Below are 13,633 nucleotides of genomic sequence, written 5' to 3'. Positions count from 1 at the left end.
CTAAGCTGACGGCAACTTGATTCGAGGAGTCTGTCATGTCAGTTATTGGAGCTTCTTCCGCGCCGCGCCGCATCATCGCGCTGCACGCGGCCATTCGAGACGATATCGGTGATCTTGTCACTCGCCGGCCCTTGCCGGGTCCCGGGCTCGACCAGCTCGATCCGTTTCTGTTTCTCAACCATCACGGGCCCCAGACCTACCAGGCCAACAATCGGGGGCTACCGTTCGGGCCGCATCCGCACCGTGGGTTCGAGACAGTGACGTTCATTCTGGAAGGGTCGCTGGCTCACGCCGACAGCGCCGATCATCAAAGTGTCATTCGTGCTGGCGGCATGCAGTGGATGACCGCCGGCAGCGGTATCGTTCACGCCGAGATATCGCCGCCCGAGTTCCTGCGTGAGGGCGGTCCGCTCGAGATTCTTCAGCTCTGGATCAATCTTCCGTCGGCGCTGAAGATGAGCGAGCCCCGCTATCTCGGGCTGCAGCGCGAGTCCATTGTGCAGATTGCGCTTGATGATGGCGGTGAATTGTCACTGATCGCAGGCACGTTCGCGGAACGCCGTGGGCCGGTCGAAACGCTCACCGATGTTTTCATGTCGACAGTGACGCTGCCCCCGGGTGGGACGCTACGCGCTCCGGCCGCCGCTGGTCGCCAAGTCTTTCTCTACGTCGTGGAGGGAGAGATTCGCATCGGCGAGGATACCGCTGGGGCCCGGCAGCTGGTCGAGCTGGAGCGCGACGGCGATAGCGTCGAGCTGGTCGCCGAGCGGGAGACGCGGCTGCTGTTCGGGCATGCGCCGGTGATCGATGAGCCGGTCTTCTCCCACGGCCCGTTCGTGATGAACACCCGCGAAGAGATCATGCAGGCGATCGAGGACTATCAGGCTGGGCGCTTCGGTGGTTTGTCTCAATAGCCACCGCACGCTTGTGTGACCGGCGATCGGTTCTAGCCTATGAGAGCGGGAAGCGCATACCGCGGTTCTCGCTCGTCATCCGCGTTCAAGGAGGAACTGCATGAAAATTGGATTCGTCGGCCTCGGTGGCATGGGGCAAGGGATGGTCGGCCAACTACTCGAGGCCGGTCACGACGTCACGGTCTGGAACCGTTCGAAAGCGCCGGTGGAAAAGCTCGAGGCCAAGGGCGCGAAAGCCGCGGAGTCGCCGCGCAAGCTGGCTAAATCCAGCGAAATACTGATCACCATGCTGCCGGATGACAGCATCGTTCACGGGACGCTGGTGGAATCCGGCGCGCTGGAGGCGCTCGGCAAGCAGGCCGTACATATCAACATGGCAACGGTTTCGGTGGGATTCGCACGAGGGCTAGCCGCCCTGCACAAGCGGCTGGGATCGCACTACGTCGCGGCCCCGGTGCTCGGAAGGCCGGATGTCGCTGCGGCCGGCAAACTCAACATCATTGCCGCCGGGGAGTCGGCGGTGGTCGAACGCATCACGCCGATTCTGGAAGCGATGGGGCAGAAGGTCTGGCCCGTCGGCGAGGCGCCGGAGCTCGCCAACGTGGTCAAGATCGGCGCCAACTTCATGCTGGCGTCGGCGATCGAATCGATGGGCGAGGCTTGCGCACTGAACGAGGCTCACGGTGTTGGCCGCGATACTTTCCTCGACATCGTGACCAGCACGCTCTTCGCGGCACCCGCCTATCAGGGCTACGGCAAGATGATACGTGAAGCGAGCTATACGCCGGCGGGCATGAAAATGGCCTGGGGGCTGAAGGACGTGGGGCTCGCGATGCAGGCGTCACACGATAGTCGGGTGCCGTTACCCTTTGGGGGGATCGTGCGCGATAGTCTGCTCGAAGCCCTGGCCCGCGGCGATGGCGACAAGGATTGGGCAGCGCTCGCAGAAACGCCGATCGGTCGCGCGCATCTCGACAAGCGCTGAGCCTGTCGGGCACTGACGCCGCGCTAAACCGATGATTCTGGCACGGCGGTGACGCGCAGTGGGGGATGTCAGCGACGCGTGTACAGGCGCCGTTCACGATAGCCGGGCGTCTTCTGCTGCTCTTCCGGCGTCTTCTTCCAGCGTTTGTATTCCCACTGATACTGCGCCGGGTCCAGGGCGACGGCGCTCTCGACGCAGGCGTTGACGCCGGCGGCCGATATGGCTTCGTCCGTGTCGTAGACGCGTTCATCCGCGGCCAGGAAGTGAATCTCGAAGCCCTTGCCGTCCGGCACTCTTCTTGCCACGCCGGTGACCACGCGTGCCTGCGTCCTGGCGACCAGTTTGGGCAAAAGCGTGGCGGTGTAGGCCGGGCGGCCGAAGAAATCGGCAAAGGCGCCGCTGCCCCAGCCTGGTTCCTGATCCGGCAGGATGCCGACGGCCTCGGCGCGCTTGAGCGCCTTGAGCAGGGCTGCCACACCGCGGGGATTGGTCGGCACCAGCTCCGCCCCCATGCGCTCCCGACCGTGACGGATGATGGGATCGAGCTCGATCATCTTGGGCGGTTCGTACATCGCAGTGAACGGAAAGTGACTCGATAGCCAGAAGTTGAGCACCTCCCAGTTGCCGAAATGCGGGGCCAGCACGATCACGCCGCGATTCTCCGCGCGCGCGTCGTCGAGTAGTTCGCGGCCGTGGACGTTGACGATCGAGGCTTCGATTTTCTCCGGAGCACCGATCCAGGCGAAACCCAGTTCGAGCATGGTCGCCGCGGAGTGGCGCAGGCTTTCGCGGACTCGCTCGCGGCGCCGCTCGGCGCTGTCTTCGGGGTAGGCGACTTCCACATTACGGCGGGTGACGTGGCGCTCTCGCCGAGAGATCGCGTAGAGCACGCGACTCGACAAGCCGGCAAGCCACCACAGCGTCTTGAGCCGGCGCCCGGAGAGCAAGCGCCAGAGCCAATTGACTCCTTGCGCCTGTAGACGCTGGCTTTTGCGGGCAGACTTCTTGCGGGATGGCTTGGGAGACACGCGGTTTACCACAGCCAGCTATCGATGTTGTCGGGCGCGCGGCGCTCCTGCAGTGCCTTGAAGCCTTTGACACAGCGCACGATGAGCCAGACAGCTTGCAGCGCCATCAGCACGAAGCCGATGAAGACGAACGCAAGCACCCAGCTGATGCAGGCGTAAAGCAGGCCGATCCAGAAGGTGCGGATATGGTAGCGGTAGTGCTCATCGAGCCAGCGAGGACCGTTGCCACGATAGACGTAGGCAATCACGACGCCGATCACCGGGGTAATGCCCGTGATAAACACCCCCAGCAGCAAGGCGTAGACGACCAGCGCGAGCGTCGTATCCGGCCGTCTTGCCTCGGTATTGGATTCGACCACGACCGTCTCGTTCGGTTGGGTCATGCCATTCCTCTCGTCGTCTCTGCGGTTGCCCGCATTTTGCCGCCGAGAGGCGTGGCTTTCCAGCCCGGCTTGTCCACCTGCCTAGTTTGACCGCTTTTCCAACCTGGCATTTCGGCGATCGGCACGATCACTCGATGATCAGATTATCTCGGCGTCGCGGGGCAGGAGAGTCGACACGCGGTTCCCTGCCGCCGCGCAGGATCGAATTGCCTTCGTACAGCGTGCGCTGATCGATCGCGGGCGGGTCCAGCCAGTCGGCGGCGTGCATCTGGCCGCTCTTGCCGTAGACTTCGAGCGCATTCTCGTAGGTCACCTTGCGCACGATATCTGCGTCGATGCCGCTCTGCAGTGCCAGTTGGGCGGTCTTTGCCACGCCAAGGCAGTCGGAGATCCCCCAGTCGCAAGCGCTGTCGACGATGATGCGCTCGCCCCCGTACTGCCTGAGCAGCTCGACCATGCGTGCGTTGCCCATCTTGGTCGAGGGGTAGATCGAGAAGCCGGCCCAATAGCCGCGATCCAGCGTCTCGCGCACCGTCTCTTCATTGTTGTGATCGATCACGACCCAGGAAGGATCGAGCCCCATCTCCTCGCACACGTCCATCGAGCGTGAGGTACCGCGTTTCTTGTCGCGGTGCGGTGTATGCACCATCACCGGTAGTTCCAGCTCTCTCGCCAACGTCAGCTGTGCGCGGAAATACTTGTCTTCCAGCGGTGTCTGCTCGTCGTAGCCGATCTCGCCGATGGCGACGACGCCCTCTTTCAGGGCGAAGCGGGGCAGCCACTCCATCACCCCCTCGGCCAGCGCCTCGTTGTTCGCTTCTTTGGAGTTGAGCCCGATGGTGCAGTAGTGACGAATCCCGAACTGACCGGCGCGAAAGCGCTCCCATCCGACCAGCGACGACAGATAGTCGACATAGGTGCCGACGAAGGTTCTCGGCTGACCGACCCAGAACGCGGGCTCGACCAGCGCGACGACACCGGCGGCCGCCATCGCTTCGTAATCGTCGGTGGTGCGGGAGACCATATGGGCGTGGGGATCGATGAACATCTCAGGCGGCCTCTTCTTGGGTCAGATGATTCCAGTCGATGCGGCCGGCCGCGACCAGTTGCAGGGTATCCGGTGCATCGGCAAGTAACGATCGCGCGGTTGACGTATCGGCGGCGACCAGCGCGAGCGTGGCAGCGCTGCGCTCGGCAGGCGATCCGTCGAGGGCGCGGGACAGTGCCTCATAGGCGTTTACCGTCTCGGCAAAGGGCCCGACGCAGTGCCAAAGTTCGGGACTGACATCACGTCCGGCGGCCCAACGCTCCTGAGCATAATCCAGAAGGATTCGCGCTAGTTCGGGATTGGCGCGCTGTTCGAGTCCCACGATCGGCTGCAGCCGACTGCCGACGAACAGTGCCTTCAGAACCATGTGATTCCAGCGATGATCGTCGAAATGGTCCCGCGGGTAGGGATTGAAATGCGCAATGGACTCGAATACCGCGCGCATGTTCGAACGCAACCCCTCGCCGACCTCGTGCGTCAACACAAGCGGCTCCGGGTAGAGGGGCAGGCCGCGATAGAGCGTGATCAGCTCGCGAGCATCCGAGGTGCGCACCAGGTCCTTGAATAGTGCTGGGAAGGGCCTGGGGCCCTGGAATGCGAGAAGTCCCGCGATTCGGGCGGTACCGTCCAGACTCCACCCTTTGGGGTCCCAGTCCGGGCGAAGCTGTTCGGCCTCTTTGAGATCGCTGACGGAGAGCCGCAGGTCCTCTCTGCCGAGCCGTCGCGGCGCCAACCCGAGAAATCGATGTAACGTGGTCTCGCTGGCACCTTGGCGCAGCGTGTTGAGCTGAGACTCTACCCACTCGGTTTCCGAGTCGGCCTGGCGAACGACCCAACGACGCAGCAGCGTCGAGAGGGTGATCGTCGAGATTCCAGGTGTCGTATTTGTAACGGTCATGTAACCGCCCTCTCAAGTGTTCCCTGAAAAACACTTTATCGAGCGCCAAGCGTGAGACCCAAGCTCAATTATCTGGCGAATTATCGCGCCGAATCTCTACTGTTTTTTATCGTAATTTCTTTAACTATTTTCATCTAAAATCCATCTGCGAAGGTGACTTTTACCCTTTTTTGGTGCTGAATTTTGCGGTTTTCCCAAGCCTCGATTGCCCCAAAACTCGCTACCTGATATGCAGCGTTTACAGATAGTTTCTTTTTCTCCTTTCGTTTCAACCGTTGCCGGGTACTTCGCCCATATCGGCGAGAGCGTTAGAGAGCATGAGGTACGGGAGAGGCTTGCATGAAACGAACGCTAGTGATTCTGGTCGTGGGTTTGACGCCGCGCCTGGTCGGAGAGCATACGCCGCACCTTCAGCGCCTGGCAGCACGTGGCGCACAGCGGCCATTGAAAACGGTGACGCCTGCGGTGACCTGCAGCGCACAGATGACACTGCTGACCGGGCGTCCTCCGGGCGAGCATGGCGCGGTCGCGAACGGCTGGTACTTTCGCGATCTCTCGGAAATCTGGCTCTGGCGTCAATCCAACCGTCTTATTGGCGGTGAGAAGATATGGGAAGCTGGCAAAAAGCGCGATCCCGCTTTCACGTGCGCGAAGCTGTTCTGGTGGTACAACATGTACTCGACGGCGGACTGGAGCGCGACGCCGCGGCCGATGTATCCCGCCGACGGGCGCAAGCTGCCGGACCACTACACATTCCCTCCCGACCTGCACGACGAACTTGATGCCAAGCTAGGCACGTTCCCGCTGTTCACGTTCTGGGGGCCGATGGCGGATATGTCTTCCAGCCGCTGGATCGGTGATGCGACGCGCCACGTGATGGAGACGCGGAACCCGACACTGACGCTGACCTATCTGCCGCATCTGGACTACAACCTGCAGCGGCTTGGCCCCGATCTCGATCACCCGGAACTGCAGCGGGATCTGCGCGATGTGGACGCGCTCTGCGGTGAATTGATCGCCGAATGTGAACGCGAGGGCCGCGAGGTGATCGTCGTTTCCGAGTACGGCATCACGCCGGTGACCGACGCTGTCCATATCAATCGTGCGCTGCGCGAGGCGGGCTGGATTGCGGTTCGTGACGAAAAGGGCCGCGAACAGCTCGACCCTGGGGCTTCCCGCGCCTTTGCCGTTGCCGATCATCAGATCGCACATGTCTACGTTCGCGAGCCGGACGATATTCCGGCGGTGAGAGCGCTACTCGAACGACTGGATGGCGTCGAATCCGTCTGGGGAAACGAAGCGAAAGCCGCAAACGGGCTGGATCATCCCAATGCCGGCGAACTCGTGGCCATCAGCCGCGCGGATCGCTGGTTCAGCTACTACTACTGGCTAGATGACACCCGAGCGCCTGATTACGCTCGCACCGTGGATATCCACCGCAAGCCCGGTTATGACCCGGTCGAGCTTTTCTTCGACCCGGCACTCAAGTCGCCGAAGTTCTCGGCGGCCTGGCGACTAGCCAAACGCAAGCTCGGCATGCGTCAGTTACTCGACGTGATCTCGCTGAAGGAGACATCGCTCGTCAAAGGCTCCCACGGGCGTTTGACGGACGATCCGCAGGACGGACCGCTGGTGATCTCCTCGAACGCTTCCCTGATGCCGGACGAGTCGGTGGCGGCCACGGACTTCAAGGCGCTGGTGCTCGACCACGTGTTCGGCCCAGACGCGACGATGGCCGAAGACGTCCCAAGCGTGGCCACGGAGAGCGAGACAGGGCCGACATCATGACAGGGCTTCGAGACGATTGAGACGACCGCGAGAGAATCGAGGCAGACGAAAGATCCGGCGATAGCCGGATCTTTCGTGAAGGGCTGGTGCAATAGTCGGTGTCGACCGGTGGTCGCCGAGCATCAAGGGGGCCTGAAGACGACGCCTCGCGCCGTCAGGTGCCGGAGGTCACCCGCTGCAGCGCCAGCGTGGCGATGAATGCGCCGGCAGCTAGCAGTGCCGGCAGGTTGGCGTCGAGGCTTGCCATCAGCGTGGCGTCGTAAAGCGAGATCGCGGCGATCAGGCCAACGACGGCACGCGGGACATCGCCAGGTGCGCGTCGAAACAGCAGCCACAGGCAGCGGCCGCACCACGCGAGATAGGCGATCCACAGGCAGAGCGCCAGCAGCGACGGGAACGGACCCGTCAGCATCGCCACAATCATCACGACGACGGGAATCGCCATGACGCCCAGCGGCCACACGGCACCGAGCCGGTCGTACGCTTCCTGACGCGCGGCGTAGGTCAGTCCGACGACGTGGCAGGTCAAACCGAGGGCACCCCAAAGTAGCGCCTCGCCCAGTGTCGCATTGAACGCCAGTGCGGCAGTCACGTAGGTCAGAAGACGGCAGGCCCCCATTAACAGCGGGCTCCAGCCAATGCGCTTGTGCCACCAATCGTAGCCTAGAATTGCGGCGATCAGCGCCAGACCGGTCACGCCGGCTTCCACGCGACAGAGAAACAGCACCAGGGCGCCGAGCCCCAGCATCGTCGCGCCGATCAGGGCCACGGTGAGACGGTCGATATCGCCGCGTGGAATCGGCCGGTTGGCTCGCTCACGTGCATCGATATTGGCATCGCAGGCATCGTTGAGGTACATGCCGCCCAGGTAGAAGAGCGTCAACGCGCCGAGCGCCGCGGCCAGCGCTTCCATCTGCCATGCTGCCCCCGCGAGCACGGCGCCAGCCAGTACGTTGCTCCACACCGTGGGCAGGTTGGAAACACGCCCCAGCTCCAGCCAGATGTGGAAGCCTGGCGTGGCCGACTTCATGCCAGCTGCGATTTCACCCACGTCAGCTCGCGACCGATCGCCGTCACCACACTCTCGCGGCGTAGGGTTTCCGGTAATACCTGCCATGTGTAGGTCTCCACTTCCAGATGCGACGAGATCGGGCGTTCGCGATGTAGCGCGAGAATCTCACGCAGGAATGGTTGCGTGGTCTGGAACGGCTCGACGGTGTCGACGAAGATCGGCACGTGGAAATGCACGCGCCACTCTTCACCGTCTTTACGTGAGTCGTCGGCGAGCGCTTCGGGCAGATCAGCATAGCGCACGAGCCCATCCTCGGCCTTGGCAACGACCTGATGGAGATAGGTGCGCTCGCAGAATGGTTGCAAGGCTTCACGATGAGCCGCATCGATGTGCGGTACACGCAGCGCGGCGCTCAGTTGCAGCTTGTGAATCGGGATGTTGGCCTCGCGCAGCATGGCAAGACTGGTCGCCGGATCCTCGAACTCCACGGCGGCGTGGCAGACGTCGTAGCAGAGCCCCAGGTGGCGGGGGAGCGCCTCGCGCGCTTCATCTAGAGAGAGGCCGGTGAGCCTTGACACGCGTTCGGCGGCCGCCGGCGAAAAAAGGTGCTCGCGGAAGAACGCAACGCTTTCGGCGATGGTCTCGAGAAAGCAGTAGGGCTCCGGCTCCAGCGCGAGGGCGATCGTGACCTGCGTGCGGGCTCTCAGGTCGATGCAGTGGGCAACGGCCTTGAGCAGGTTATCGGCCATCTCCGCTTCATTGCCGCGGGCCAGCGGCTTGTAGGTGCCGGGAACCGTGCTGAGACTGAGCGTCTCCCCGGCACTGCCCAGCTCCGACATGAGGTCGGCGAGCCAGCAGGTGTAGTCGAGGCGCGCCCGCTGTTTCCAGTCAGGCTGATAGACGTTCTGTTTGACCGGAATACCGTGAAACGGCCCAAAGGGAAAACCGTTCATGGTGACGACGCGGAAGTCTTCTCGCACCAGGATTTCCTTCAATTCGGCACGCGCGTCCGGCGCGCGCAGCTCCTCGAGCGCCTGGGCCGAGAGCCGCAGGCCCACACCGAAGGGCGCGTCCGGCGACTGGGCGGCTTTCACGGCGCGAACCGGCCCGAGCAGCGCGGTGCGAACCGCATCCCAGGTCTGCGTCGGATGAATGTTGAGGCAGTAGGTCAGTTGACCCAGATCGTCAGGCAGCTGCATCGCGTTGCGCCTCCTCGCGTAGCCACTGAATGGCTTCCACGACCAGATGTTCATCTATGGTGTGGACATCGACGCCCTGACCGATGCCGCCGAGTAGCGTCACCGTCAATTCACCGCCGAGATGCTCCTGGAACTCCCGCAGGCCGTTGAGAATGGCGGGGCGTCCGTCATCGTCGATCTCGAGCAGCTGTTCGTGAAACAGCGACATGCCGAGGCGTCTGAGCAACCAGACGATCCGCCACTCGGCGCCGGGTGGCAGCAGGCCGGCGAGTACCGAGTAGCGCGCATCCAACGCGATGCCGATAGCGACAGCCTCGCCATGGCTTACCGCATGGTGCGTCAGCGCTTCCAACTTGTGGGCTGCCCAGTGGCCGTAATCCAGCGGTCGCGATGAGCCGAGCTCGAACGGGTCGCCGCCTTGCGCGATCTGACGCATGTGCAGCTCCGCGCTGCGACGGATCATCGTCTCTTCCGCGCGCGGATCGAAGACCGCGAGCTGATCGGCGTGACTCTCCAGCCAGTCGAAAAAGGCCGCATCACGTATCAGCGCAACCTTTACCGCCTCCGAGATACCGCTGATGCGATCCCGTCGGGCCAGGGTCGCCAGGAAATCGAAATCGTTGAGAACCGCCCACGGTGGGGCAAAGGTGCCGATGAAATTCTTGAGGCCTTGAAAATTGACCGCGTTCTTGACGCCCACACCGCTGTCATTCTGGGATAGCACCGTCGTCGGCAGACGAATCAACCGCACCCCGCGATGGCCGATGGCAGCCGCCATTCCGACCGCATCCAGCACGGCACCACCGCCGATGGCAATCACGTAGGCGTGACGGTCGACACCGTGACAGCGGATTTCGTCGAGCATGCCCTGAATCTCGCCGAGGTGATTCTTGACCGCCTCGCCGCCGCTCACGACGACAGGCGAGGTGACCAGCGCCATTCGCTCGGCGTGTACGCTGAAATAGGTTTTGATCTGCGAATCTAGGTTGGGCCAAGTCGCTGCCACGCCGGCGTCGATAAAGATCAGGCAGCGGTGAGCCTTGCCTTGCTCGCGCCGGGAAATGGCATCCGCGAGCAGAGGATTGTCCGGTGAGAAAATCTCCCGGCTGAACGCCACGGGATACTCGAAAGAGACGCTGAAGCGCTGCCAGTGGATGTTACCGGCATCCGGTGCCTTCGCCTCGAGAGGTGCGTGTCCGATTGGCATCGGCGAGGGTGATTCGACGGCAACATCGCCATCGATGGAAAAAGAGACTGCTGGCCGGTTCATGGGCATCGCCTGCGTAGTTGGATGCATCGTCTGGGGAACCCGTTCGAGCGAGCCGCCGGTTATCGTCGCGAGCTCGCCAATGTCTCGGTTAGCTTCGACTTTCGTTCAGGCAGGTGACAAGAATGGTTCTTCTGCTACGCGGGATGAGTCGGAGATGGTGATTCGGTATGAGCGGGCAGCAGCGGCGAGGGCCGCGGCCCGCGTGGCTAGTTAAGAAGTGGGAGGATTTACGCCCTCAGCGGCGACGGGGTGACGCCATCGGGGATCGGGCAGCGATAAGGTTCGCGACTCGTCGCCGCATTTAGCTCCTCGCGAGCTGCCTCCACGGTCTCGGGATTTTCTAGCAGCGCCACCGCGGTTCCTGCCATCACCTTGGCGGCCTGCAACATGCCCTTGTGGCCAAGCGAGCTACGCCCCTGTGCGACCACCTGCCAGGTGTGCAACGGCGTGCCCAGGGCAAAGCAGCTGACGTAACACTGCGCGGTCGGCACGACCCAGCTGACGTCACCGACATCGGTGGAGCCGTACATCAATTCCTCGCTGGCGCTGTAAGGGGCGAGATCGTCGGTCAGCGCCTTGTCAGCGAGCCCCGCCACATAAGCGTCGGCGGCTTCCCCGCCGGCAGCGATGATGTTGGCGTAGGTGGTACGCAGGTCGTCATCGCTCACGGTCGCCTTGATGCGCTCCCCGTAGGTTTTCTCTTCGGCATCGTGACACGGCGGGCCGAACGCCTCGAACTGGGAGTACATCAGCCGCTCCAGCGTGCGATTGGGGCGGTAGCCGGAGCACGCCTTGTCGAACGTCATCTCGACCTCGGTGCCGGTCATCAGCGCGGCACCCTCGGCGATCTTCTGGATGCGCTCGAAGATCGCCTGCGCGTCGCTCATGCGCCGGGCACGCATCAGATAGAGCACTTCGGCATCCGCCTGAACGACGTTGGGCGAGGCGCCGCCGGTGCGAGTGATCGAGTAGTGCAGGCGCGCGTCCGGCACGATGTGTTCGCGCAGGTAATTGGCGCCGACGTTCATGAGTTCCACCGCATCCAGCGCGCTGCGACCGAGGTGCGGAGAATTGGCCGCGTGAGCCGAAGTGCCCTTGAAGCGGAAGTAGGCCTGAATGTTGGCGAGCGTCGGCGTCGAGAAGATCGCGTTGAACGCCTGCGGGTGCCAGGTCAGCGCTGCATCGACATCGTCGAACACCCCCTCGCGCACCATGAAGGTCTTGCCGGAGCCGCCTTCTTCGCCGGGGCAGCCATAGAAACGCACGGTGCCGGGAAGCGCGTTTTCGTCCATGTAGTCGCGCACGCCAACTGCGCCGGCCAGCGCGGCGACGCCCAGCAGATTGTGGCCACACCCGTGGCCGTTGCCGTCGTCGATCAGCGGTTCGGCCTGACTGGCTTCACCGCGCTGGCTGAGACCGGCGAGGGCATCGTATTCGCCGAGCAGCGCGATGACCGGCTTGCCGTTACCGTAACTGGCAACGAAGGCGGTTTCGAGTCCGCCGGTACCGCGCTCTACGCGAAAGCCCTCGGCTTCCAGCGCTTCACTCAGCGTGGCGGCAGAGCGACTCTCGACGAAGCGGGTTTCGGCGAATTCCCACACCTGATTGGCGTAGTCGATGAAGCGCTCGCGCTTGGCCTCGACCAGCGCGTCGAGACGTCGGGTCGATGAGCATTCGACGGTGGCATCCATGGTCAATCTCTCCTCGGTCGTCGTGAGCCGTTGTTGGCAGGTGAGTCTTTTTTGACGATATGTCGTTTCAGTGCCGGGTCATCGGCCGCGAGCGCGAGATGCGCGAGCGTGCGCACGGCAAGCGGCAGCACCTCCTCGTCGAAATCGAAACGCTGGTGATGATGGCCCGCGCTCAAGTCGGCGCCGAAGACCATGTAAGTCGCCAATCCCCCGCGCTCACGTACCCGTTGCATCATGGTGGTGGCGTCTTCCGAGCCGGAGGGGCGATTTTCGACCGGGATCACGGTGTCTATCCCGGTCAGCCCGTCGATTCGCTCTCGGATGAAGGTGACCAGTTCGGGGCTTGGCTCGCAGTTGCGCGCTTCGCCGGCGAGACGGTAGTCCATCTCGACACCCTGCATCTGCGCCGCGCCGTGCAACACGTTCAGCGCGCGCCGCTGCATCTCGTCGTTGATTGCGCTGGTTTCGCCGCGAGTTTCCAGCTTGAGCGTGGCATTGGCGGGCACCACGTTGCGTCCGCTGCCGGCGTTGAGCACGCCGACGTTGATACGCGAGGCGCCCTGGCTGTGGCGGGGAATGGCATGCAAACCCAGCGCGGCCTGAGCGGCGGCGAGTAGTGCGTTGTTACCATCTTCCGGATTGGCGCCGGCATGAGCGGGCACGCCGCTGAAGGTGGCATCGAGCTTGGTGGTGGCGAGATAGCCGTTATGGCCGCAGACCACACTGCCGCTGGGCACGCCGGTGCCGATGTGGGTGGCAATGAACAGATCGACATCGTCGAGCACGCCGGCCTCGACCATCGATCTGGCACCGCGCACGCCCTCTTCGGCGGGCTGGAAGATCAGCTTGATCCGGCCGCTCAGTTGCGCTTTCAGTTCGACGAACAGGCGCGCCAGACCCAGCCCGATGGTGGTGTGACCGTCATGGCCGCAAGCGTGCATCATGCCGGTGTTGCAGGAGGCGAAGCCCTCCTGGACCGGACGGTGGTCATCGTCGTCGGATTCGTCGAGATCCAGCGCGTCGAGATCGACGCGGTAGGCCAGCACCGGTCCTGGCCGGCCGGTGTCCAGCTCGGCGACGACGCCGGTGTAGCCGCCGGCGAGGGCCGGTAGCCAGCGTTCGATGGCACCCTGCTCGCGGGCGCGCTCGAGCGCCCGGGCCAGGAATTCCGGCTCGGGAACGCCCATGCGACTGCCGGCATCGACCACGTCGCGGCCGACGCTTACGGCGTAACCCAGGCGCTCAAGCTCCTCGGCAACGATCGACGCGGTTCTGAACTCTACCCAGCCGGATTCGGCGTAATGGTGGAAGTCCCGCCGCCAGCGCTTGAGTTGCGGGCGTAGAGCGTCGAGCGCTCGTTCAAGGTCGGGCGTGGTCACGATACTCATGATGGCGTTCTCCGTGTCTCCGATGTCGT

General features: G+C 63.3%; 12 protein-coding genes. 3 read left to right on the top strand and 9 right to left on the bottom strand.

Features of this window, described 5'->3' with window-relative positions; translation table 11 throughout:
* Nucleotides 1-35: 35 nt before the first annotated feature.
* Nucleotides 36-914 (top strand): pirin family protein, encoded by an 879-nt coding sequence (locus IE125_RS13155; RefSeq protein ID WP_189445128.1) that lies wholly within the window; start codon nt 36-38, stop codon nt 912-914.
* Nucleotides 915-1,014: 100 nt separating this feature from the next.
* Complete coding sequence (locus IE125_RS13150) at nt 1,015-1,899, top strand: NAD(P)-dependent oxidoreductase (protein ID WP_189445127.1); 885 nt, start codon at nt 1,015-1,017, stop codon at nt 1,897-1,899.
* A gap of 68 nt (nt 1,900-1,967) precedes the next feature.
* Here IE125_RS13150 and IE125_RS13145 read toward each other — a convergent pair whose 3' ends face one another.
* From IE125_RS13145 to IE125_RS13130, 4 genes are all read right to left on the bottom strand, one after another.
* A complete protein-coding gene (locus IE125_RS13145) occupies nt 1,968-2,927 on the bottom strand; it encodes a lysophospholipid acyltransferase family protein (RefSeq protein WP_189445126.1) in 960 nt (319 codons plus the stop codon).
* Nucleotides 2,928-2,932: 5 nt separating this feature from the next.
* On the bottom strand, nt 2,933-3,310 hold the full coding sequence (locus IE125_RS13140; protein ID WP_189445125.1) for a DUF4870 family protein: 378 nt from the start codon (nt 3,308-3,310) through the stop codon (nt 2,933-2,935).
* Between the two features lie 127 nt (nt 3,311-3,437).
* Entirely contained in the window at nt 3,438-4,358 is a 921-nt protein-coding gene (locus tag IE125_RS13135) for a TatD family hydrolase (protein WP_189445124.1), read from the bottom strand.
* 1 nt (nt 4,359) lies between these two features.
* Nucleotides 4,360-5,256 (bottom strand): EboA domain-containing protein, encoded by an 897-nt coding sequence (locus tag IE125_RS13130; RefSeq protein ID WP_189445123.1) that lies wholly within the window; start codon nt 5,254-5,256, stop codon nt 4,360-4,362.
* Between the two features lie 339 nt (nt 5,257-5,595).
* Between IE125_RS13130 and IE125_RS13125 the strand changes: the two genes are divergently transcribed.
* Entirely contained in the window at nt 5,596-7,044 is a 1,449-nt protein-coding gene (locus IE125_RS13125) for an alkaline phosphatase family protein (protein WP_189445122.1), read from the top strand.
* Nucleotides 7,045-7,198: 154 nt separating this feature from the next.
* Here IE125_RS13125 and IE125_RS13120 read toward each other — a convergent pair whose 3' ends face one another.
* The 5 genes from IE125_RS13120 to IE125_RS13100 all read right to left on the bottom strand — a co-directional run bounded on the left by IE125_RS13120 (nt 7,199) and on the right by IE125_RS13100 (nt 13,604).
* Entirely contained in the window at nt 7,199-8,095 is an 897-nt protein-coding gene (locus IE125_RS13120) for a UbiA family prenyltransferase (RefSeq protein WP_229809100.1), read from the bottom strand.
* On the bottom strand, nt 8,071-9,255 hold the full coding sequence (eboE, locus tag IE125_RS13115; RefSeq protein WP_189445121.1) for a metabolite traffic protein EboE: 1,185 nt from the start codon (nt 9,253-9,255) through the stop codon (nt 8,071-8,073). Before eboE ends, IE125_RS13120 begins: the two co-directional genes overlap by 25 nt.
* Nucleotides 9,242-10,525, bottom strand: a complete 1,284-nt coding sequence (locus tag IE125_RS13110) for a 3-dehydroquinate synthase (protein WP_229809099.1) — start codon at nt 10,523-10,525, stop codon at nt 9,242-9,244. The genes eboE and IE125_RS13110 overlap by 14 nt, the downstream gene beginning before the upstream one ends.
* Nucleotides 10,526-10,752: 227 nt before the next feature.
* A complete protein-coding gene (locus tag IE125_RS13105; protein WP_189445120.1) occupies nt 10,753-12,216 on the bottom strand; it encodes a M20 family metallopeptidase in 1,464 nt (487 codons plus the stop codon).
* A 2-nt stretch (nt 12,217-12,218) separates the two neighbouring features.
* Nucleotides 12,219-13,604 carry an amidohydrolase gene (locus tag IE125_RS13100; protein WP_189445119.1) on the bottom strand — a complete coding sequence of 462 codons (1,386 nt, stop codon included), beginning with the start codon at nt 13,602-13,604 and terminating at the stop codon, nt 12,219-12,221.
* Between the last annotated feature and the right edge of the window lie 29 nt (nt 13,605-13,633).

Origin of the sequence: Salinicola rhizosphaerae (assembly GCF_014652715.1) — a bacterium.
GTDB lineage: Bacteria > Pseudomonadota > Gammaproteobacteria > Pseudomonadales > Halomonadaceae > Salinicola > Salinicola rhizosphaerae.
The sequence above is the reverse complement of the archived record's forward strand: the minus strand, read 5'-3'. Positions and strand labels throughout refer to the sequence as shown.

Bases quoted from the DNA above. Each gene is read 5' to 3' on its own strand.
- IE125_RS13155 (WP_189445128.1), top strand. From the start codon at position 36: ATGTCAGTTATTGGAGCTTCTTCCGCGCCGCGCCGCATCATCGCGCTG.
- IE125_RS13150 (WP_189445127.1), top strand. From the start codon at position 1,015: ATGAAAATTGGATTCGTCGGCCTCGGTGGCATGGGGCAAGGGATGGTC.
- IE125_RS13140 (WP_189445125.1), bottom strand. From the start codon at position 3,310: ATGACCCAACCGAACGAGACGGTCGTGGTCGAATCCAATACCGAGGCA.
- IE125_RS13135 (WP_189445124.1), bottom strand. From the start codon at position 4,358: ATGTTCATCGATCCCCACGCCCATATGGTCTCCCGCACCACCGACGAT.
- IE125_RS13130 (WP_189445123.1), bottom strand. From the start codon at position 5,256: ATGACCGTTACAAATACGACACCTGGAATCTCGACGATCACCCTCTCG.
- IE125_RS13125 (WP_189445122.1), top strand. From the start codon at position 5,596: ATGAAACGAACGCTAGTGATTCTGGTCGTGGGTTTGACGCCGCGCCTG.
- eboE (WP_189445121.1), bottom strand. From the start codon at position 9,255: ATGCAGCTGCCTGACGATCTGGGTCAACTGACCTACTGCCTCAACATT.
- IE125_RS13110 (WP_229809099.1), bottom strand. From the start codon at position 10,525: ATGAACCGGCCAGCAGTCTCTTTTTCCATCGATGGCGATGTTGCCGTC.
- IE125_RS13105 (WP_189445120.1), bottom strand. From the start codon at position 12,216: ATGGATGCCACCGTCGAATGCTCATCGACCCGACGTCTCGACGCGCTG.
- IE125_RS13100 (WP_189445119.1), bottom strand. From the start codon at position 13,604: ATGAGTATCGTGACCACGCCCGACCTTGAACGAGCGCTCGACGCTCTA.